The following is a 22,217-nucleotide window of genomic DNA, read 5'->3' as shown; positions in this document are numbered from 1 at the left end:
AAAAAATAAACTAAAGCTACTTTCTAACCGAGAGTAGCTTTTTTTATGCGCTTTATTTCCTTAATTTTGTAAAGCTCTTAAAAACACGATAATCAAATGAGTTTTTTCAAGAATATATTTTCAAAAGACAAAAAAGAAACCTTAGATAAAGGATTAGAAAAATCGAAAACAAGTTTCTTTAACAAAATGTCTAAAGCAGTTGCAGGTAAATCTAAAGTAGATGATGATGTTTTAGATAACTTAGAAGAAGTTTTAATTGCCTCAGATGTAGGGGTAAACACTACGCTAAAAATTATTGAACGTATAGAAAATCGTGTTTCTCGAGATAAATATTTGGGTACGGCAGAATTAAACACCATACTTAGAGAAGAAATAGCGGGTTTGTTATCAGAAATTAATACGGGTAACGAAACTGATTTTATTATTCCTGAAAATAAAAAACCATATGTGTTAATGGTTGTGGGGGTAAACGGAGTAGGTAAAACAACAACTATTGGTAAGTTGGCTTCGCAGTTTAAAAAGAAAGGGTTAAAGGTGGTTTTAGGTGCGGCAGATACTTTTAGAGCTGCAGCAATAGATCAACTACAAGTTTGGGCAGATAGGGTAGAAGTACCCATTGTGCGTCAAAAAATGGGTTCAGACCCCGCTTCTGTAGCATACGATACAGTTCAATCAGGTGTAAACCAAGGCGCAGATGTTATTATAATAGATACCGCTGGACGTTTACATAATAAAGTTAATTTAATGAATGAGTTAACTAAAATTAAACGTGTAATGCAAAAAGTAATTCCAGATGCCCCACACGATGTATTATTGGTGTTAGACGGTTCTACAGGGCAAAATGCTTTTGAGCAAGCAAAACAATTTACCAAGGCTACTGAGGTAACTTCTATGGCGGTAACTAAATTAGACGGAACGGCAAAAGGAGGCGTGGTAATTGGTATATCTGATCAATTTAAAATTCCAGTAAGGTATATTGGTGTAGGTGAAGGTATTGATGATTTGCAAGTGTTTAATAAATATGAATTTGTAGATTCATTTTTTAAGTAAAAACATAATTTTTTAGAAGTTGTTTTATTGTGTTATTTGCAAATAAGGCTCTTAAAATAAGCAACACCCCATTATTTAAAATTTTAAATAATGGGGTGTTATATTATGCTACAATTTTTTAGAGAATATTAGTGGTTTTCAAATTCTATAATCAGATGATTTATAATTTTCACAGTCTCTTTTATTATATACTACAATACTTACCTCGAATAATCGCTATTTTAAAATAAGTTAATTTTAAAAAGTTAGGTAAAAGAATAGAGAAAGAATTGAAAGAAAGTGGAAATAATAAATCGAAGTTTTTTGATTTAAGTTTTCTTTTAAATTCTAATATTTTAGAAAGAGCTTAGTTGTTTTATATTCTTTATTTATAAACGTGTTAATTTAGGTAAATAAAAAAACCGAGTAAAGTTACTTACTCGGTTTTTTTATTCTCTTATTGAAGAAAAGAGTATTTTGCGCTAAAATTATTTTTGGCTAATAACTCTAAAGGTAGTTCTTCTGTTTGCAGCGTGCTCTCTTTCTGTACAAGAAACGCCATCAGAACAACGGTTAGTTAATCTAGTTTCACCATAACCATTAGCAGTTAATTTGCTAGGGTTAATACCTTTAGAAACTAAATAGTTTACTACAGCTTGTGCTCTTCTTTCAGATAAAACTTGGTTACTTTCTTTACTACCTCTTGAATCGGTATGAGATTCGATTGCTACAGCTACACCATCATTTAATAATGGTAATAAACGAGAGTCGATAATACGTTTAGCAGCAGGAGTTAAAGTATAGCTACCTGTGTTCCAGTTAATTGGTAATGGAGTGTTTTTTACTAACTCACAATCAACTTCTTTCCAAGTTGTTAAACCACCTTTAGATACTAAAACTTCTTTAGTGATAGTTCTGTATTGAGCTTCAACAGTTTTTTCTGTTGTGCTAGCATCTCTATCTAATACTGTTTTAGTAAGGGTTTTCATTTGTTGAGGAATTTCAACAGTGTTAACTGTTGCAGGAGTTACTAACACAGTTTTTTGCATTGTTCTAGTTTCACCAGGAATTTCAACTCTTCTTGTAGTTGCTGGTTTTACTATTTGCTTAGTAATTGTTTGTGTTACTTCAGGTATGTCGATTACTCTTGTAGTAGGAGGTGTTACCATTACTGTTTTAGTAAACGTTTTATATAAAGCAGGTACAGTAATTTCCTTAGTTGAAGGAGGAGTTACCATTACTCGAGTAGTATAAGTTTGTGTTACTTCAGGTATAGCAATTTCTCTAGTTGAAGGAGGTGTAGATTGTACTTGCTTAGTATAAGTAGCCTCACCACAATTAGTACCTTTAGCAGCATCATCACATGGGTTGTGACTCATAACAGTAGCATCTTTAGTTAAAACTGTTTTACTAACAGTAGTACTTTGAGAAGGAGTTTCTTTATAACACCAGTATCTACAGTCGTTAGGGTCGCTAGACTCACAATCAGGAGCTTTAGCACTCATTTCCCATCTAGCAGAAGCTGGACGGACTTCAAGAGTTTCTGTTTCTGTAGAAAATTGAGCAGGTACTACAGTTAATTCTGAACCAAACTCTCTTTTTTTGTAAGGTACTGTTTCTGTAGTCCATTTTCCAGGTACTACTTCTAATCTCTTAGAGGCAGCTTTAGTAACAACTGTACTTGTTTTAGTTTCGTAAACAGCAGGTACCACTACTAATTTTTTGTAAGCAGGACGCATCTCTATTTCAAACTTTTTAGTTTCGTAAACAGCAGGTACTATTTCTAATCTCTTAGAAGCTTCTTTTACTACGATAGTTTCTTTTACAGATTGAATAGTTTCAGGAACTACTTCTAAAGAGTAACTAGGTTCTTTGCTAGGCACAGTAAATGACTCAGTTTTAAAAACGGGATCTGTTACTGTTAATTGTTTTCCTGCTTCTTTACCTACAACTTGTATTGTTGTTGTTTTGTAAGTTGCTGGTACAACCGTTAATTTTTTGTACTGAGGTGCAACTTGTACAGTTACATCTTCGTTTTTCCATACTTCAGGAGTTTTACAGCGAACGTAACATTTTCCTGGTTCAGCGTTTGTTGGAAGGTCTTGCGCAGCCATACTGAGACCGAACATTACTAATGTTCCAGATAATAATAGTTTCTTCATAATGAATAAAATTTGTTTTTTTGATTATTTAGCATTTACTATGTTATGACACACTTAGTGAAGCAAAGTCACACAACAAATATATAAAAAATAATTATTTGTTAAAGACATGTTAAATTAAATTTGAAAATAATTTATAAAGTATTGTTATACAGACTTTTAACTATGCCGTCAGCTAGTCCTATTTTAGGAATATAAATTTTTCGAGCCCCACTCCATTTCATTGCCGACAAATATATTTTTGTGGCAGGTATAATCACATCTGCTCGGTCTGGATTTAAGCTTAATTCTGATATGCGTTCTTCATAGCTCATTTGTTTTAAAAATTGATATTGAGCGTTTAGGTAGATGTACGAAATAGGTTTCCCTTCGCTTCTGCCAGACATTTTATAGATTTTATTGATATTTCCGCCAGAACCAATTAAAGATAGTCTTTTTAAATCTTTAGTATTGTTTTTAATCCATTTTTCAACCTCTAGAAACATTTTTTTGTTATCTGATTTTTTATTGTTTATCAGTCTAACTGTTCCCATTTTAAACGATTTTGAATTAATTATTTTTCCTTTAGAAAAAATAGTAAATTCGGTACTTCCTCCTCCAACATCAACATATAAATATGAGGCATTACTTTTAATTAATTCTTTTAAGTCTGTAGAAGAAATAATAGCAGCTTCTTTTTTGCCATTAATAATATCAATTAAAATACCCGTTTCTTTGTATATGGTGTCGGCTATTTCTTGTCCGTTAGTAGCCTCGCGCATAGCAGAGGTTGCACAGGCTTTATATTTTTCTACCTTATGAATTTTCATAAGCAATTTAAAAGCATTCATAGCATCAACCATACGGCTTGTGTTTTCAGGGCTTATTTTACCTAAAATAAAAGTATCAGCACCTAGACGTATGGGTACCCGAATTAATGCAGATTTTTTAAATAAAGTTTCTTTGTTTTCTTCAATAATAACATTTGAAACTAATAATCTGATAGCATTTGAGCCAATATCTATTGCTCCGTATTTTTTTATGGTTAACAAAATAGTTGCTGTTATTTATGGTCCTTAGGAAATTCTACCAAAATGGTATTTCCTTTTTTTATGTTTTTCCAGTGTCTTTCTTTAAATTCAATACCTATTATACCACAAGTAGGTACATGTGCTATTGGTTTACTGCCAAATTTATTAACAAAAGTGTTAATGCCATGATCGTGGCTAAAAATTATTGCAGAATTAAACCCGTCGTCTAATGCTTTAACTGTTTTAACTAAATATCCGTCACTAAAACTGTATAGTTGTCTTTTCATTTTAAGATTTGACAGAGGATAGTTAAAATTTTCGCAAAATATTACGGCTGTATGTAATGCACGATTTGCGGTGCTAGTTACAAAAACATCTGGGCATTTTATTTGCTGAGCTAAATACTTAGAAAGCAAGTGTGCGTCATTAATTCCTCTTTCTTTTAAAGGTCTGTCAATGTCTTTTACGTTATCGTATTCCCAAGACGATTTGGCATGACGAACAATATAGAGTGTTTTCATTCAATAGCTATTGAGAGGGTAAATATAAAAAATTAAGGTGCTAATCGTTCTAATTTCCAAGAAAAATCTTTTTCTAAGGTATATCGTATTCTGTCGTGCATTCTGTTAGGGCGACCTTGCCAAAACTCAATAGAAATAGGTTTTATTAAATAACCTCCCCAGTGTTTTGGACGTGGTATTTCTTGGTTTTTATATTTTTCTTCAAAATTTTTTAATTGTTTGTCTAATAGTTCTCTAGAGCTAACTACAGAGCTTTGGTTTGATGCCCAAGCACCTAATTTACTTCCATCAGGTCGTGATTCGAAATATCCGTCAGATAAATTTTCAGCGAGTATTTCTGCTTTTCCTTTAATAATAATTTGTTGTTCTAAAGGAGGCCAAAAAAAAGACAAGCAAACATGGTTGTTAGCTTTGATTGCCATTCCTTTTTCCGATTGATAATTGGTGTAAAAAATAAAACCTTCCCAAGTATATTTTTTAAGTAAAACAATTCTATTTTTAGGAAAACCATCTAATCCGATAGTAGATACGGTCATGGCATTAACTTCTACTAACTGATCTGAAGAATCGGCATTTATAAACCATTCTTGGAATAATTCCATCGGGTTTTCTGGGCAGTTTTGCTCTAGGAGCTCTTGTTTTTTATACGATTTACGATAGTTGCTTAAATCTTGTGACATTGGTTAAATATCAAATTTTATTTTTTGTAAAGTAACGTAAATCTTTTTAAATGAAAAAAATCTTTATGGGTGTGTTTAGCGTTTTTTACTATAATAATTTAACTCAAAAATTTTTAGTAAATTAAAAAGATAAATGTTGCTTTTTTCTTGGATTTATGTGTGTTTTTTACTAATATTAAAGTGTTGAGTAAACCCAATAAAATGACTGTAAAAAAAAAGAAAATAGGTTTAACATTAAGTGGAGGTGGTGCACGTGGTTTTGCTCATGTAGGAGTGTTAAAAGCTTTGGAAGAGTATAATATGCTGCCAGAAGTTATTTCTGGTACAAGTATGGGGGCTGTAATAGGTGCTTTAATTGCTTATGGTTATACTTTTTCGGATATTGAAAAAATGGCGCTCAACAAAACAAGCCTTAAGATATTTAATGTTAGAGGGTTTAAATTAGGGTTGTCTAACCATAATTATGTTAGAAGAACTTTAGAAAGCATATTACCTGATACATTTGAAAAACTTAAACTTCCTTTTTATGTTTCAGCTACTAATTTAACTACAGCAAAACATGAAGTTTTTTCGTCTGGAAATTTAATAGAAGCTATTTTAGCTTCGGTATCAATTCCGTTGGTTTTTAAGCCCGTTAATATTAATGGTAATTATTATGCTGATGGAGGATTGGTTAAAAATTTACCAGCATCATCGATAAGAGATAAGTGCAATTTTTTGATAGGCTCTCATGTAAATCATATTCCAGAAGACTTTACACTGACCAAAACAGCTCAATTACTAGATAGGGCTATTAGAATATCAATATATAACACTGTTGCTAGTGAAATTACTTTGTGTGATATGTTAATTGATCCTGTAGAATGTGGTAGCTATGACGTGCTAAATTTTAAAATTTTTGATAAAATTGTAGCCACAGGTTATGTGGCTACAATGAAGGAATTAAAAAAACTTAAACTCAGATACTAAATAAAGTATGTTTGATATTATTGGTGTTAATTAAAAATCAAATTTCAATCCTAATCCAAGGGTTAGGTATCCCATATTATTTGCGTCAAAATCATCTGGGTTATAGGTGCTATAATTGTATTTAGCATTAAAAAGTATTCCCCAATACGAATTGAAATTGTATTCTAAACCGCCTTCCCCTAGAAGTCCAAAATTAGTGTTGTTTTCAGTTACCAGATAATCGCTTACTTGAATTTCTTGTTTCGAAAATCCTAAACCAATTCCGACTCCGATATAAGGTTTAATTTCCTTTGCTTTAAAATAATATTTAGAGGTTACTAATAATGGAATATTAGTAAAATACCGCCAAGTTACCGCATTAATCGATGTGTTGTTTTGGGTGTAGGTTTGTCGGGGTCTTTTTTCGTAAAAACCTTGATAACCAGATAGTAACCCTAAAGTAATTTGAGGTTTTAAACGATATTGATATTCATATTGCCACCCTCGCCAACTGCTATTATCTACAAAGTTTTTTAAGTCTTTGCTTCCTAAAGAGCCAAAGTTATAAGTTATAGAAAAAGAATTTTGGCTAAAACTTGAAATAGAAAAGGATAGTAACGCAACTAATAATAATATATTTTTTGTTTTCATAGTTTTATTTTTTTAAGTAAGGTGATTGTTTAAATGCTTGATCTATGGAGTTTTGAATTCTATTATCAAGACCTATGGTTGTATCTGATAACAGACCGTTAATAATACAATTCCAAGGGGTGTCTAACAAGCAGTTAGAATCGGGTTGATCACAATTAGAAACTGTAGATCCTTTGGTATCAACCAAGTCTATCACTAAAGAACCTTTGTTGTAACTATAGTAACTACCCCAACAAGGATAATAACCCCAGCCCCAATCCCAGTCCCAATCCCAACCAGGATACCAATTCCAGTAAAAAGAGTCGTCATACCACCAACAATCATCAATATGATCAGAAACTTTTGTGTTTAAAACGCCTATGTTTAAAAGTAAATCAGGGTCACTATCTGAATCTACTAATGTATAGCCTCTACTAGACATCATTGAGTTGAGTTTTGTTTTAATTAGATTGGCTAAACTCGCATTGGTGTCGTCTAAGTAGGTAGGGTCGTCAGAAGAATTGTCTAAAAACGGAATTTTATCGGGTAATGAGTACGTTGTATACTGTCCAAAATCTTTTGACTCCTCATATTTTGTATAGACAATGTCATAGTCGGTTATATAATCCTGCTCTGAAGGATAAGGGGCACACGAATTGAAAATGACCACCGATAGTACATAAACTATCGTAATTAAGATGGTTTTGTAATAAGGTTTTTTCATAATTTTTATTTTTTAGTTGTTGAGTCTTTAATTTTTTAGCTCTTTATTTAATTTTCTTAAGGTATTAGCTATATAAAAACTGAAAAAGCTACCAGTCATAAAAGCTAATCCAGTCCAAAAAACTACGGTAAGCCCTCCAAAAAAGGGGTCCCATAAAATAATAATAGATAAGATAATTCCTAATATTCCTATAAACAAAACGCTTTTCCAACTAGAAAAACCATAATCTTTAATATCTATGGCCCAACCAATTGAAGATATAGAACGAAACAGCAATACAAAACCAACATAAAGGGGTAATGTTATTGTAGAAATTACGGGGTTTCTTATTAGCATAAACCCTACTATTAATGTTAAAATGCCGAAGGTTAAATTCCAACCCCAACCACTAATTTCATGTCGATTGGCAATGGCAAAATAAATTTCCATTACTCCTGCAACTAAAAAAGTTATACTAAATACTATAGTTAATGCTAGGTATGATTCTGAAGGTGAAGCAAATGTCCAAATAGAGGTTATTAGTAATAGTATTCCGATTACTAATGGTATCCACCAATTTTTAACAGTTTTTTCTATTCGGTTTTCGATACTCTTAAATTTTGTTTTCATAGTTCGTTAGTTTTTTTTTAGTGTGAAAAAATTTATTAATCTCAACATGTCTTACAAATTTATTATGATTATAATTAGTTTTTTACCTTTAAAAGACCAATGAATACCCCTAAAGGGTTTTTTCGCTTTTACATTATAAAAAGCAGTTATGATACTTTAGATAAAGCATCTATATTGATAGTGGTACAGATAAAATGCGAATTTTTTTATTTTAAAATATTTAATTGAAATATAGGTGTGTTTCTTAAAATTGAAGAAGTAGAAAAACATTTTTCACAATACGTTAAATAAGTAAAAGTTGTAACCTTTTTAGTTTGATATGATATTCTAATATTTTGTTTTAAAATGATAAAACAATTGGATTAAGGAGGGCGAAGAATTACTAAAATAGATTCTTGATTTTTAAACCTTGTAATTTGAATATTTTATCTTAAGAATGTGTAATTTTGCAACTATGGATTTTTCATCAAAATTACTAGAGAATGCGGTAAATGAAGTGAGTAGGTTGCCAGGTATTGGTAAGCGAACAGCATTACGCTTGGTATTACATTTATTGAAACAGCCTAAAGAAAACACGACCTATTTAGTAGAGGCGTTAACAGATTTACGAAAAGAGGTGAAATCGTGTGAAAAATGTTTTAATATTTCGGATACTGTATTGTGTGAAATTTGCAATAACCCTAGTAGAAACTCAGAAATTGTATGTGTGGTTGAAGATATTAGAGATGTAATGGCGATAGAGTCGACACGACAGTATAGGGGTTTATATCATGTGTTAGGGGGAAAAATTTCGCCAATTGAAGGGGTTGGGCCACAAAATTTGCAAATAGACACTTTAGTGAATAAAGTAGAAAAAGGAGAGGTAAAAGAACTAATTTTCGCATTGAGTTCTACTATAGAAGGCGATACCACTAATTTTTATATTTATAAGCAAATTGAAAAATATAATATACTCGCCTCAACAATTGCTAGGGGTATTTCGGTGGGAGATGAATTAGAGTATGCAGATGAGGTTACCTTGGGGCGTAGTATTGTAAATAGAATTCCTTTTACTCAGTCAATAAAAAGTTAAACTAACGGCTTTTTATTATCAGTAAAAAACAAAATGTCTAGCGAGGTTAGGGTTATTTTGTTTGCTGTTTTTTGTCTTCTTCCATCAGTTTTTTTTCGTATTTATCCCATGATTTTTTAGTGCGTATTTTTTTATATAAACGAACTGAAAGCATTAATAAAATAGAAACTAATAAAATGCCTACAACGCCCCAAATCCAATTAATGGCATTTTGTAAAACAACTAAAAATACAATAGCAAAAAGTAAAATAGTAGCTACTTCGTTCCATATACGTAGTTTAAAAGCAGATTGTTTTATTTCGTTTCGTTGTAGCTGTTTGTAAATAATATGGCAAGAGGCATGATAAAAATAGAGGGCTATAACAAATGCTAGTTTTACATGCATCCATCTCATTTTTAGATAAATGCTGTTTTTATAGAGCATCCAAAAAGCAAAAAAACTAGCCAATATTGCCGATGGCCATGTAATAATGTACCACAGGCGTTTTTCCATTAGTTTGTATTGCGTTTGTAAAATTTCTTTTGCGGGTTCTGTTTTCTTTTCGGCTTCTACATGATAAATAAATAAACGAACCATATAAAATAACCCTGAGAACCAAGTTACTACAAATATGATGTGCAATGCTTTTACGTATAAGAAATCCATTTTCTTTTTATTTTAAAAATTAAAATTCATTAATCCAGTTCGCTAATACTGTAGCCCAATCATCATTATCATTTATACAGGGTACAGTGTAAAATTCTTTACCACCTGCTTTTAAAAATTGATGTTTTCCTTCCATAGCTATTTCTTCTAAGGTTTCTAGGCAGTCTGAAACAAAAGCAGGGGTTACAATGGCTAACTTTTTAATACCTTCTTGTTCAGCTTTATTAACTATAGTTCTATCGGTATAAGGTTGTAACCAAGGGTCAACACCTAAACGCGATTGAAACGAGGTGGATACTTTGGTTTTATCTAAGCCTAATTTATCAATTACGTTTTTAGTAGTTTGATAACATTGGTGTCGATAACAAAATTCGTGTGCTTTTGATGAAGTGTTGCAGCAACTGCCATCTATTTTACAGTGCGATTTTGTAATGTCTGATTTTTTAATATGTCGTTCAGGAACCCCATGGTATGAAAATAATAAATGATCATACTCTTTGTTGGTCAAATAATTTTTAATGCTATTTGATAATACTTCTATGTATTCGGGTTTATTGTAAAAGGCCGCAATACTGGTAATTTTTAGGTTAGGAAAAAACTTTTTTTGTAAGCTTTCGGCTAATACTAAAATAGTTTCGGTAGTTGCCATAGCAAATTGAGGATATAGCGGAATCAAAAGTACTTCGGTTACCCCTTTGTCTTGTAATTCTTGTAATCCGTTTTTTATAGAAGGTTTTCCATAACGCATTGCTAAAGCAACAGGTAATTTGGTTTTTGCCTGAACTTTTTTTTGTAAACGTTTGGATAGTACAATTAAAGGAGAGCCCTCTTTCCACCATATTTTTTGGTAGGCTTCAGCAGATTTTTTTGGACGCGTATTTAAAATAATACCCCTAACGATAAACGTTCTTAACCAATAGGGCACATCAATTACGCGCTCATCCATTAAAAATTCATCTAAGTATTTTTTTACATCTTTCGGGTTAGTGCTTTCGGGTGACCCAAGGTTTACTAATAAAGCTCCTTTCATAATTTTATATTATCCTTTTCTAAAAAGAAAGGGAGTTGTGTTTTTATTCTTGACTTTTAACTCTTAGTTCAGTTACTTTTATTTGATTGGTAGTTTCATATAAAGCAATGGCTAAACTATGAATAACATTCATGCTAGAGTTACGCCCATACATTGGTATTGCTATTGCAGCATCTATCAGGTCAATATTTTCAATGCCCTTTCTTTCATTACCCAAAAGTAATACAATTTTTGAATGCGTTTTAAAGTCATAGTCTTTAATGGGGGTGCTTTTGTCGGTAATTTCAATGCCTATAATGGTGTTTCCTTCTTTTTTTAAATTTTTAATCAGTTGTTGAAAATCATTATAACGCTCATGAGGAACTTGTTCAATCGTATTTCTAGCCGTTTTTTTCACAATTCTATTTTCTGTAGAAGGTGAATTGTTGTGGATGTAAATTTTAGCTACGCCAAAACTTTCTGCAACTCGAAAACACATTCCGATATTTTCAGGGGTGCGAATAGCATCGCAAACAATAGTTATAGGAAATGTTTGTTTTTTATTTTCGATATCGTAATGAGTAAGTTGTTTCATTTTTTAATTGAAAGTAAGGGGTTGTTAATTCTACTGGTTTAAACTCATTACGTATTGCTTTGGGGTTGTGCCAAATTTTTTTTTAAATGCGGCAATAAAATGACTTGCTGTGCTATAGCCAATTTGCAGACCTACTTCATTTACGTTGTATTGATTGCTTTCAAGCAATCTTCTGGCATGTTCCATTTTATAATCTAATAAAAAGCCATATACGGTATCGCCATATATTTGTTTAAATCCTTCTTTTAGTTTTTTTATGTTTAAGCCTATTTCGTTGGCCAATTCTTGTAAACTAGGCGGCTCTGCCATTTTATTAATAATTATATCTTTAGCTTTTCTAATTTTTATAACATTTTGTTCGTCAACTAAAAAAGGGCAATACTCATCGTTAGAGCTGGTGTCTTTTTCAAAGTGTAGGCTTAAAAGCTCATATACTTTTCCTTTGAGGTATAAATTTTTAATAGTACTACTAACTTGGCTGTTTGTAATTTGCTGTAAAACAATACCTACCATTGGTTTTATTTCAGAGTCGTCATAGTACTTTTTATTTGTGTTTTCGCTACTTAAAAAAGGAATATATTCTGCTTCTTTTGAAAATAAGGAATGAAATTTTTCTATAGATATTATTAACGATACTAAAGTGGTTTTTGGTTTTATTTCTAAGTTTAAGGGTAGTTCTCTTTGTGGGTTGTATAGTAGAATACACCGATTATCTAAAACATCAAAAGTGTAAGAGCCATTATTAAATAAAAATTTTGAATTTCCTTTTAAACAAAAATGAATTTGAATAAACGAGCTATTTATTTCTCTAGCGAAATTTTGAGTTTTATTGCTTTGGTTCTGAAAATGAAATAGATAAAAGCCGTTTTCTAAGATTGTTTCTTCAAAAGTACTTTCCTCGATATTTTTTAGCATACGAAAGGGTAAAATTTTGAATTATTTTATTTAGAATTGTTCTATATAAAGTAAATTGTAAAACTTGATTTTACTACAAAAATAAGTTTTTTTACAATTTATGTATTAAAAATGATGTAAAAATCATATAACGTTAAAAAAAGTACTTTTAGCGACACTTTTATAACGATTAAGTTTTTACTTTTGACCTGTTTTTGTATCACATGACTAAAAATAAACAAACAACGTTTTATAATATTGGGATTAGTTACCAAAAGGCTGATGCCCCAATGCGAGGAAAGTTTTCCCTTTCAAGAGAAAATCAAATAACATTATTAAATGAGCTAAAGCAAAATGGTTTTGATGGTGTATTTGTTTTGTCAACTTGTAATAGAACTGAAATAAGTGGTTTTGCAAAACATCCCTATCAACTAATAGAGTTGTTATGCAAGTTTTCTGAAGGTACCGTAGAAGAGTTTGCTAAAATTGCTACTGTACACAAAGGTAAAGAAGCAATTGCTCATTTATTTAGAATAGGTACTGGTTTAGAAAGTCAAATTTTAGGCGATTATGAAATTGTAGGTCAATTACGTCAATCGTTTAAAATGGCTAAAGAAGTAGGCACAGTTAATGCTTATTTAGAGCGATTACTAAACAGTGTAATGCAAGCCAGTAAACGAGTAAAAAACGAAACTAGATTAAGCTCGGGTACAACTTCGGTTTCATATGCTGCGGTACAGTATATTATTGATAATGTGCCAGAGTATAACAATAAAAATATTTTAGTTTTTGGGTTGGGTAAAATGGGAAAACACACTTGTAAAAACCTAGCAGAATATACCCAAAATAAATCGGTTTGCTTAATTAATAGAACCGAAGATAAAGTTACAGAGTTTGTTAAAGAACATAAGGCAATAAGAAAATCTACTATTGAAAATTTATCAGAAGAAATTGCAAAAGCAAATGTGTTAATTGTTTCAACAGGGGCAGAAATACCAACGGTAACCAAAAAGCACATTTCTGTAGATAAAGAAATATTGATTTTAGATTTGTCAATGCCTCAAAATGTGGCAAAAAATGTGTTAGATTTGCCTAATGTTTCGTTAGTTGATATTGATGAATTATCAAAAATTACCGATGAAACGCTTGCCGTTCGTCAACAACAAATTCCTCTTGCTGAAACAATTATAGAAACACTAAAAGAAGAATTTATAGACTGGGTACATCAAAGAAGTTTTACCCCAGCTATTACTGCCTTAAAACAATCGTTAACTACTATTCAAAAAGATGAAATAAATTTTCAAAAAAAGAAATTAGAAAATTTTAACGAAGAACAGGCAGAAATCATAACATCAAGGCTTATCCAAAAAATAACAACGCAGTTTGTTAAGCATTTAAAAGATGAAAAAACATCGGTAGCCGAAAGTATTGAGGTAATGCAAAAGGTGTTTCAAGCCTAACGAAAAATAAATGCAAAAAATTATTCGAATCGGAACGCGCGATAGCCAATTGGCTATGTGGCAAGCAAAAAAAGTTCAAAAACTTTTAGAAGAATTAGGTCATAAAACCCAGTTAATCCCCGTTAAAGCAACGGGCGATTTAGTTTTAGACAAACCGCTTTACGAATTAGGAATCACTGGAATTTTTACTAAAAATTTAGATATTGCCATGTTAAATGACGATATCGATATTGCGGTGCACTCTATGAAAGATGTTCCTACTGTACTGCCAGAAGGTATTATACAAGTAGCCGTTTTAAAACGAGCCAACTACAATGATATTTTATTATTGAAAGATAATGAAGAGTTTATGGCGCAACCTAACGGAGTTATTGCTACAGGTAGTTTGCGAAGAAAAGCACAGTGGTTAAACAGGTATCCAACACATACCGTAGAAAACTTACGAGGTAACGTAAATACGCGTTTAAAAAAATTAGAAGATAATAATTGGAATGGAGCCATTTTTGCTGCTGCAGGGTTAGAACGTGTGGGTTTACGACCAAAAGGAGCTGTAAATTTAACATGGATGATTCCTGCGCCTGCACAAGGAGCTATTATGATTACTGCTTTAGAAAAAGATGAAGAAATTAAAACGATTTGTGAAGCACTAAATGATAAGGACACAGAAATTTGTACAAATATAGAACGCGAATTTTTAAATCGTTTAGAAGGAGGGTGTACAGCACCAATTGGAGCTTTAGCTTTTATTAATGAAAAAGAAGACGAAGTTAACTTTAAAGGAATTTTATTAAGTAGAGACGGTAAAAAAAAGATTGAAGTTAGCCGAAAAGCAAAAGTAGGAAAGCATAAATATATAGCAAAAGACTGTGCTAATTACGTGATTGATAAGGGAGGGAAGCTAATAATGATTGAAGATGAAGGAATTGAAAAAGAGTTTTCGGTTTATTCAACTAAAAAATTGTCAGAAGCACAAAAAAAATTGCTCCCTACTACTATGAAAGTTGAAGACAGTGATTTTGTTAAAATTAGATTTAATAGAATTACGCCTAAGGTAATTAGCAATAAAATAGAAAATGTAGTTATTACCAGTAAAAATGGGGTAGAAGCTATTTTAAATGCATCTGCGGCAAATGAATTACAATTCGAAAATATTTATTGTGTTGGTAGAAGAACTAAAAAGTTAATCGAACAACGTATTGGGAAAGTAAAACATTCAGAAAAAAATGCAAATAAACTCTCACAATATTTATCTGAAAAGCTAAAAAAAGGGCAAGAGGTAACCTATTTCTGCAGTAATTTACGATTAGACACCTTACCAACAACTTTAACCGCTAGCGGAATTGTAGTTAACGAAGTTGAAGCCTATAAAACAATGTATAGTCCTGCAAAAGTTGATGAAGCCGTAAATGGAGTATTATTTTATAGTCCATCAACGGTAGAAAGCTATGTGCAAAAAAATTCAGCTAATAAAATAGCCTTTTGCATTGGAGAAAGTACGGCAAAAGAGGCAAGAAAGCATTTTAAAGAGGTAGAAGTAGCAAATTTACCAACCGTAGAAAGTGTTATTGAATTGGTAAATTTACATTTTAGTAATAAATAAATTATTAAGATTAAGTCAGTTTAAGAGAAGTGAAAAGGGTGCTACCTAAAAACAACTTTTAAATTTAGAATCTAGAATTTTTAAACGAAAGCCATGTTTAGAACCAGACGCTTAAGAAAAACAGAAAACATCAGACGTTTAGTTAGAGAAAATAAACTATCGGTAGATGATTTTATATATCCATTATTTATTCAAGAAGGAACAGGTATTGAAATTGAAATTCCATCTATGCCAGGAATTAATCGTTATTCATTAGATACTATCTCTAAAGAATTAGACGAGGTGGTAGCATTAAAAATTCCTGCCGTATTGTTGTTTGGGGTTCCGTCTAAAAAAGATGATGAAGGTTCTGAAACGTGGAATGATAACGGAATTATGCAGCAAGCTATTCGTTTTATTAAAAAAAACTATCCAAATTTATATGTAATTACTGATGTGTGTTTTTGTGAATACACCTCACACGGTCATTGCGGTGTAATACATGATAATGATGTAGATAATGATGCTACTTTAATAAACTTAGCAAAGCAAACAATTTCACATGCCAAAGCAGGAGCAGATATGGTAGCCCCCTCAGGAATGATGGACGGAACGATAGCAATGATGCGTGAGGCGCTTGATAATGAGGGGTTTGTAAATTTGCCTATTATGGGGTATTCTGTAAAATATGCTTCAGGTTTTTATGGGCCGTTTAGAGAAGCAGTAGATTCAGCACCATCATTTGGTGATAGAAGAACCTATCAAATGGATCCTTCTAATAGAGATGAAGGCTTACGCGAAGCTACTTTTGATGACCAAGAAGGAGCGGATATTTTAATGGTAAAACCAGCCTTATCGTATTTAGATATTATTAGAGATTTAAAAAATAATTTTGACAGACCTATTGCTTGTTACAACGTAAGTGGAGAATATTCAATGGTAAAAGCAGCTGCTGAAAAAGGTTGGATTGATGGTGAAAAAGTAATGATGGAAAGTTTGCTTTCTATGAAAAGATCAGGGGCAGATATTATTATTACCTATTTTGCTAAAGAAGCAGCTAGGGTTTTAAATAAATAGCTATCCGCGATTTGCAGATAGCTTGTCTAACTAACCAAAAGCTAAATAAAATGTTTAAAAAATCACAACAATTATATAATAAAGGACTGGTAAATTTAGTAGGTGCCGTAAATTCACCTGTGCGAGCGTTTGCTTCGGTAGGAGGAAATCCTTTGTTTATTAAAAAAGCCAAAGGAAGTACAATAACAGATGTAGATAATAATACCTATGTTGATTTAGTTCTTTCGTATGGACCAATGATTTTAGGTCATCGTCATAAAAAAGTACAAAAGGCAATTACTAAAGCTTTAAAAAAAGGGTACTCTTTTGGGGCATCTACAAAAAACGAAATTAAACTAGCTAAAATTGTTTGTGATGCTTTTCCAGGAATGGATAAGGTGCGTTTTGTAAACTCGGGTACTGAGGCGGTATTAAGCGGAATTCGTTTAGCTAGAGCCTATACAGGAAAAGACAAAATAATTAAGTTTGCAGGTTGTTATCATGGGCATCAAGATGCGCTATTGGTGGCAGCAGGTTCTGGTTTAGCAACCTTAAGTTTACCAGGAAGCAAAGGAGTGCCTGAAGGAGCGGTAAAAAATACATTAATAGCTAATTATAACGACTTAGAAAGTGTAAAGGCTCATTTTGACAACCACAATGATATTGCCGCAGTTATTATAGAGCCTGTTGCAGGAAATATGGGTGTGGTAACTCCACAAGACAATTTTTTAAAAGAATTAAAAGCGTATATAAACTCAAGAGGAGCCTTATTAATTGTTGATGAGGTAATGACGGGGTTTCGTTCTAAATTTGGCGGAGCTCAAGAAGTGTTAGGGGTAGAAGCAGATATTACTTGTTTAGGAAAAGTAATTGGTGGCGGTTTTCCTGTAGGAGCCTATGGTGCTCGTAATGAAATTATGCAAATGGTTGCTCCGTTAGGAGGTATGTATCAAGCCGGGACCTTAAGTGGAAACCCTATTGCAATGGCAGCAGGGATATCAACCTTAACCGAATTAAAGCAACAAAATCCGTATCAAAAATTTAATGAAATAGCTCAGATTTTTGAAGGGTTTTTATTAGAGTCGGCTAAGAAATATGGAGTAGATATTACCGTAAACCGATTTGGTTCGATGCTTAATCCATTTTTTACCAACAAAAAAGTAACTAATTTTAAAGAAGCGCAAACTTCTGATACAAAAAAGTATGCTACGTTTTTTTGGGAAATGATTAAAAATGGAGTGTTTTTACCACCAAGTCAATTCGAAGCTTGGTTTTTATCGTCAGCATTAACCCAAAAAGATATTGAAAAAGTTGCAAAAGCCATTGATAAATCGATGGAAAAGGTAGCTAAAGTAGCTGTTGAATCCTAATTTTAGTGATGAAATAGCTAAAATCTGAAAAAACACCTCAAAAATATAAACAAACTAAAGCAAATAACAAATGGCTAATAGCAATAATAATATAAAAAACGATTTATTTTTAAGAGCCTTAAAAGGAGAAACGGTAGCTCGTCCACCAGTATGGATGATGCGTCAAGCAGGAAGATATTTGCCAGAGTTTATAGAAATTCGTAAAAAGTACGATTTCTTTACACGTTGTAGAACGCCAGAATTAGCTTCAGAAATTACAGTACAACCCATTCGTAGATTTGGTATGGATGCGGCTATTTTATTTTCAGATATTTTGGTAGTTCCACAAGCTATGAATATTGAGGTAGAAATGAAACCCAATTTTGGACCGTATTTACCGAACCCAGTACGGGATAAAAAAGGGTTAGATAAAGTAATAGTTCCAGATGTACAAGAAGAGTTGGGGTATGTAATGGATGCCATCAAAGCCACCAAAGAAAAGCTTGATAATGAAATTCCTTTAATAGGTTTTGCAGGTTCGCCTTGGACCATTTTATGTTATGTTGTGCAAGGGCAAGGATCTAAGAGTTTTGATAAAGCTAAAGAATTTTGTTTTACACAACCTGTTTTAGCTCATCAATTATTACAAAAAATAACAGATACTACCATTGCTTATTTAAAAGCAAAAGTAAAAGCGGGGGTAAATGCTGTTCAAGTTTTTGATTCTTGGGGCGGTATGTTGTCGCCTACCGACTATCAAGAGTTTTCATGGCAGTATATTAATCAAATAATAGAAGCACTAAAAAACGATGCTCCAGTAATTGCTTTTGGTAAAGGTTGTTGGTTTGCTTTAGAAAAAATGGCACAGTCAAATGTTGCTGCTTTAGGTATAGATTGGACCTGTTCAGCAAAAAATGCACGTTATTTAACAGGGGGTAACCTTACATTACAAGGTAATTTTGATCCATCTAGGTTATTGTCTCCACCAAGTGAAATAAAAAAAATGGTACACCAAATGATTAATGAGTTTGGAAAAGATAAATACATTGTAAATTTAGGACATGGAATTTTACCTAATATTCCATTAGACAATGCTAAAGCATTTATTGATGCCGTTAAGGAATACAAAAATTAATGTTTGTAACGGTGTTTATACAACTTAACTTAAACCGTTATTTTTCTTGTTAATAGAATACCTAAATAGGGTTGCTTTTTATTCTAGTTTTTGTAAAACAAAAAATTAATAAGCCATGATACAAAATATACTTTCGGCAATTAATGCTTATATAGGCGCCTTGGGTTTGCTGTCTAAGTTAAAATTATGGAAATATTTTGTTATTCCTATAGTAATTAGTTTACTAACGGCAATAAGTGTAGGGTTTTTAGCTTATGGTTTGTCGGATAATATAGGTAATGTTATTGCTAAAATTTGGGTTTGGAATTGGGGTAAAGAAACCTTTACAACAATTAGTAATGTTATTGTGGGCGTATCGATAGTTGTATTGGGGTTAATTTTATATAAACACATTATAATGGCTTTTTCGGCACCATTTATGAGTCCTGTTTCAGAAAAAATAGAAAAGTATTGTAAAGGCGAACATGCCCAACACAGAAAAACTTCTTTTCAAGAACAATTGGTAAGAGGGGTGCGTATTAACCTTAGAAATTTAATTAGAGAATTATTATTAACTATTCCTATTTTATTATTGGGGTTAATTCCTGTAATAGGTATATTTTCAACGGTTTTATTGTTTTTAGTACAAGCTTATTATGCTGGTTTTGGTAATATGGATTATACGCTTGAGCGTCATTTTAAATATCGAGAGAGTATCCGCTTTGTAAAAGAAAATAAGGGATTAGCTATTGGAAACGGAATAATATTTATGCTGTTTTTGTTAATTCCTGTATTGGGTGTTATCTTGGTATTGCCATTATCGGTTACTGCAGCTACTTCAGAAACAGTAAAAAAACTTTAACTCAACAAGTATTTATTATACTATTATAAAACAAGATGAAACAACAATTTTATACCTATATTCAACAATTACAAGATACCATAACGTCAGCGCTAGAAAAAGTAGATGGAAAGGCAAAGTTTCAAGAAGATTTATGGGAGCGTGCTGAAGGAGGTGGGGGTAGAACTCGTGTTATTGAAAATGGAAATGTTTTTGAAAAAGGAGGGGTAAATATTTCTGCGGTTTATGGAGAGTTGCCAGAGGTGTTGAGAAAGCAATTTGGAGTAGAAAGTGGTGATTTTTTTGCTTGTGGATTAAGTTTGGTTATTCATCCTAAAAATCCTTTTGTACCTACCGTGCATGCTAATTGGCGTTATTTTGAAATGTATGATGAAGCGGGAGAGGTAGTTACTCAATGGTTTGGGGGCGGACAAGATTTAACTCCATATTATTTATTTGAAGAAGATGCTGTGCATTTTCATTCGGTATGTAAAGAAGCTTGCGATTGCCATAATGCTGATTTTTATAAAAAATATAAAGAAACTTGTGATAATTACTTTTGGAACACGCATCGAAATGAAGCACGAGGTGTAGGAGGGCTGTTTTTTGATTATTTAAAACAAACAGAAGCGTTTACCATACAAGATCGATATAATTTTGTTACAGAGGTAGGTAATAGTTTTTTAAATTCATATGTACCTATTGTTGAAAAAAGAAAAGAACTGCCCTATACCCAAAAACACAAAGATTGGCAAGAAATTTGCAGAGGTAGATATGTTGAGTTTAATTTAGTACATGATAGAGGTACTTTATTTGGTTTAAAAACTAATGGTCGTATAGAAAGTATTTTAATGAGTTTGCCCCCCACAGTACAATGGAAATATAATTACCATCCAAAAGAGGGCTCAGAAGAAGCAAAGTTATTAAAAGTGTTAACTACTCCCAAAAACTGGGTATAAGTATAAAAAAGAAAGCGGAAGTGTTAACTCCCGCTTTGAAAAGGTTTACTAAAATAAAAACATATACTCAGAAAGAAACCACAGCTTCAAAAGCAAACCCTTTAAAATTAGCTCCAGCAAAATTACTAGTTGCAGGGTAGTCTTTGTAATCTTGATTTACGTAGATTAATTTACTCATTACATTTTTAGTCATATACCAACCTAAACCTGTTTCAATTCTATTAACTGATACTTTGTTGGCATCTGCATTGCTAAGTTTACCACTAGCAGTATTGTATTTAAATCCAGCGTAGAAATTATCAGTTTTTCCAAATCGGTAAACAATGTCACTCGCAAATTGATTCCAAGTTCTAGTTTCGGTGCTTCCTGATTTGTCGCCACCAGTTGCTGTTTCGTAAGTACCAAAGAATTCTAAACCTTTGTATTTAATAAGGCTGTTAATCATAAACGATGTTAATTTATTTTTAAAACCAGGGTTTACACGTCCTGCTCTAAAGTCAGGGTCGTCTCCTATGGCTTGAATTACATTGTAAAATCTAGACCCTGTTCTGTCGCCAGAATATAAGTACACACTTTTTAGTTTTGGAGAATAGTACATAGAACCAGTTAATCTAAATCTTGTATTATTATTTATTTGTTTGTCGTATCCAAGTTTACCAATAATAGCAGAGCTTGTGGCTTCAGCATCTACCACACTTTGGTTAAGTTTACCATTAGAGAAACCACCCATAAATATAAAGTTGTTTCTTAAGTAGTATAGTTCAGCCCCAATTTCAGTTACAAAACCATCCATTAGATAGTTACCAATAAAAGGATTTAAAAATGCACTTGCATTATCACTTCTTCTAAAGTGAGCATCACCATAATTGTTTTCCATTTGACCAATTTTAATGGTAGCATATTTCATGAAGTTTTGTAAAAAACCTGGAGAAATAAAATCTAATTTATCCATTTGTAAGTATCCTCCTTTTACCCAAGTTTCGTGGTGGTGGTTAGAGGCTAGGTATAAATCTAATTTTACTCTTAACCCATCAGCAAGTTGAGCATCAATGGTCATATTCGCGGTTGGTAAGTTAAAATCGTTACCAAGGTCTATTAAGTTGTTTAAGTCATTACTGTGGTTTAAAGCTTGCCATTGTAGGGCAAAAGCTCCACCAAGTTTTACTTTTAATCCGTTATAAGGCACATCGTTTTTAACTACGTCAAAAACATTAATTGCTTCTTTGTTTTTTGTGTAATAGTTTTGTAATTGTTGTGCTTGCATGTTTTGAAATCCGAAAACTAAGGTTAGTAAAAGGATTGTTAATTTAATATTGGTTTTCATAATTCT

General features: G+C 32.1%; 22 protein-coding genes. 10 read left to right on the top strand and 12 right to left on the bottom strand.

Annotated elements, in window-relative coordinates; all coding sequences use genetic code 11:
- Positions 1–96 precede the first annotated feature (96 nt).
- The gene (gene ftsY, locus AB2B44_RS00750) at positions 97–1,050 is read left to right on the top strand and encodes a signal recognition particle-docking protein FtsY (RefSeq protein ID WP_369047647.1); all 954 of its coding nucleotides are present in this window, start codon (positions 97–99) and stop codon (positions 1,048–1,050) included.
- 467 nt (positions 1,051–1,517) lie between these two features.
- On the opposite strand, the gene AB2B44_RS00745 is transcribed toward ftsY, so the two are convergent.
- The 4 genes from AB2B44_RS00745 to pdxH all read right to left on the bottom strand — a co-directional run bounded on the left by AB2B44_RS00745 (position 1,518) and on the right by pdxH (position 5,402).
- Positions 1,518–3,191 carry an OmpA family protein gene (locus AB2B44_RS00745; protein ID WP_369047646.1) on the bottom strand — a complete coding sequence of 558 codons (1,674 nt, stop codon included), beginning with the start codon at positions 3,189–3,191 and terminating at the stop codon, positions 1,518–1,520.
- A gap of 134 nt (positions 3,192–3,325) precedes the next feature.
- Entirely contained in the window at positions 3,326–4,222 is an 897-nt protein-coding gene (locus AB2B44_RS00740; RefSeq protein ID WP_369047645.1) for a Ppx/GppA phosphatase family protein, read from the bottom strand.
- A gap of 11 nt (positions 4,223–4,233) precedes the next feature.
- Positions 4,234–4,722, bottom strand: coding sequence for a histidine phosphatase family protein (locus AB2B44_RS00735; RefSeq protein WP_369047644.1), 489 nt, complete (start codon positions 4,720–4,722; stop codon positions 4,234–4,236).
- A 32-nt stretch (positions 4,723–4,754) separates the two neighbouring features.
- A complete protein-coding gene (pdxH, locus tag AB2B44_RS00730) occupies positions 4,755–5,402 on the bottom strand; it encodes a pyridoxamine 5'-phosphate oxidase (RefSeq protein ID WP_369047643.1) in 648 nt (215 codons plus the stop codon).
- A gap of 201 nt (positions 5,403–5,603) precedes the next feature.
- On the opposite strand from pdxH, the gene AB2B44_RS00725 reads away from it, so the two are divergent.
- On the top strand, positions 5,604–6,371 hold the full coding sequence (locus tag AB2B44_RS00725; RefSeq protein ID WP_369047642.1) for a patatin-like phospholipase family protein: 768 nt from the start codon (positions 5,604–5,606) through the stop codon (positions 6,369–6,371).
- Positions 6,372–6,401: 30 nt separating this feature from the next.
- On the opposite strand, the gene AB2B44_RS00720 is transcribed toward AB2B44_RS00725, so the two are convergent.
- The 3 genes from AB2B44_RS00720 to AB2B44_RS00710 are packed head-to-tail and all read right to left on the bottom strand — an operon-like array spanning position 6,402 to position 8,313.
- Positions 6,402–7,001: an outer membrane protein gene (locus tag AB2B44_RS00720; protein WP_369047641.1), complete on the bottom strand. Its 600-nt coding sequence runs from the start codon at positions 6,999–7,001 to the stop codon at positions 6,402–6,404.
- Between the two features lie 4 nt (positions 7,002–7,005).
- The gene (locus tag AB2B44_RS00715) at positions 7,006–7,704 is read right to left on the bottom strand and encodes a DUF4136 domain-containing protein (RefSeq protein WP_369047640.1); all 699 of its coding nucleotides are present in this window, start codon (positions 7,702–7,704) and stop codon (positions 7,006–7,008) included.
- 27 nt (positions 7,705–7,731) lie between these two features.
- The gene (locus tag AB2B44_RS00710; protein ID WP_369047639.1) at positions 7,732–8,313 is read right to left on the bottom strand and encodes an HdeD family acid-resistance protein; all 582 of its coding nucleotides are present in this window, start codon (positions 8,311–8,313) and stop codon (positions 7,732–7,734) included.
- Positions 8,314–8,767: 454 nt separating this feature from the next.
- Between AB2B44_RS00710 and recR the strand changes: the two genes are divergently transcribed.
- Positions 8,768–9,385: a recombination mediator RecR gene (gene recR, locus AB2B44_RS00705; protein ID WP_369047638.1), complete on the top strand. Its 618-nt coding sequence runs from the start codon at positions 8,768–8,770 to the stop codon at positions 9,383–9,385.
- Positions 9,386–9,437: 52 nt separating this feature from the next.
- Here the strand turns inward: recR and AB2B44_RS00700 are convergent, their stop codons facing one another.
- From AB2B44_RS00700 to AB2B44_RS00685, 4 genes are read right to left on the bottom strand one after another with little or no spacing between them, the layout of a single operon-like run.
- Positions 9,438–10,031 (bottom strand): CopD family protein, encoded by a 594-nt coding sequence (locus AB2B44_RS00700; RefSeq protein WP_369047637.1) that lies wholly within the window; start codon positions 10,029–10,031, stop codon positions 9,438–9,440.
- A gap of 19 nt (positions 10,032–10,050) precedes the next feature.
- Positions 10,051–11,064 carry a ferrochelatase gene (gene hemH, locus AB2B44_RS00695; protein WP_369048507.1) on the bottom strand — a complete coding sequence of 338 codons (1,014 nt, stop codon included), beginning with the start codon at positions 11,062–11,064 and terminating at the stop codon, positions 10,051–10,053.
- Positions 11,065–11,104: 40 nt separating this feature from the next.
- Positions 11,105–11,635, bottom strand: coding sequence for a TrmH family RNA methyltransferase (locus tag AB2B44_RS00690; protein ID WP_369047636.1), 531 nt, complete (start codon positions 11,633–11,635; stop codon positions 11,105–11,107).
- 30 nt (positions 11,636–11,665) lie between these two features.
- Entirely contained in the window at positions 11,666–12,550 is an 885-nt protein-coding gene (locus tag AB2B44_RS00685; protein WP_369047635.1) for a helix-turn-helix domain-containing protein, read from the bottom strand.
- 203 nt (positions 12,551–12,753) lie between these two features.
- Between AB2B44_RS00685 and hemA the strand changes: the two genes are divergently transcribed.
- The 7 genes from hemA to hemF all read left to right on the top strand — a co-directional run bounded on the left by hemA (position 12,754) and on the right by hemF (position 20,887).
- A complete protein-coding gene (gene hemA, locus AB2B44_RS00680; protein ID WP_369047634.1) occupies positions 12,754–13,989 on the top strand; it encodes a glutamyl-tRNA reductase in 1,236 nt (411 codons plus the stop codon).
- A gap of 10 nt (positions 13,990–13,999) precedes the next feature.
- A complete protein-coding gene (gene hemC, locus AB2B44_RS00675) occupies positions 14,000–15,589 on the top strand; it encodes a hydroxymethylbilane synthase (protein ID WP_369047633.1) in 1,590 nt (529 codons plus the stop codon).
- 93 nt (positions 15,590–15,682) lie between these two features.
- Positions 15,683–16,645, top strand: a complete 963-nt coding sequence (hemB, locus tag AB2B44_RS00670; protein ID WP_369047632.1) for a porphobilinogen synthase — start codon at positions 15,683–15,685, stop codon at positions 16,643–16,645.
- Positions 16,646–16,695: 50 nt separating this feature from the next.
- Positions 16,696–17,994, top strand: a complete 1,299-nt coding sequence (hemL, locus tag AB2B44_RS00665) for a glutamate-1-semialdehyde 2,1-aminomutase (RefSeq protein WP_369047631.1) — start codon at positions 16,696–16,698, stop codon at positions 17,992–17,994.
- Positions 17,995–18,064: 70 nt separating this feature from the next.
- Positions 18,065–19,108: a uroporphyrinogen decarboxylase gene (gene hemE / locus AB2B44_RS00660; protein ID WP_369047630.1), complete on the top strand. Its 1,044-nt coding sequence runs from the start codon at positions 18,065–18,067 to the stop codon at positions 19,106–19,108.
- Between the two features lie 115 nt (positions 19,109–19,223).
- On the top strand, positions 19,224–19,949 hold the full coding sequence (locus AB2B44_RS00655; protein WP_369047629.1) for an EI24 domain-containing protein: 726 nt from the start codon (positions 19,224–19,226) through the stop codon (positions 19,947–19,949).
- Between the two features lie 35 nt (positions 19,950–19,984).
- Complete coding sequence (gene hemF / locus AB2B44_RS00650) at positions 19,985–20,887, top strand: oxygen-dependent coproporphyrinogen oxidase (protein ID WP_369047628.1); 903 nt, start codon at positions 19,985–19,987, stop codon at positions 20,885–20,887.
- Positions 20,888–20,954: 67 nt separating this feature from the next.
- Here the strand turns inward: hemF and AB2B44_RS00645 are convergent, their stop codons facing one another.
- The gene (locus AB2B44_RS00645) at positions 20,955–22,211 is read right to left on the bottom strand and encodes a hypothetical protein (protein WP_369047627.1); all 1,257 of its coding nucleotides are present in this window, start codon (positions 22,209–22,211) and stop codon (positions 20,955–20,957) included.
- Between the last annotated feature and the right edge of the window lie 6 nt (positions 22,212–22,217).

The sequence above is a fragment of the Tenacibaculum sp. UWU-22 genome (assembly GCF_041021355.1).
In the GTDB taxonomy this organism is placed as follows: Bacteria; Bacteroidota; Bacteroidia; order Flavobacteriales; family Flavobacteriaceae; genus Polaribacter.
The sequence above is the reverse complement of the archived record's forward strand: the minus strand, read 5'-3'. Positions and strand labels throughout refer to the sequence as shown.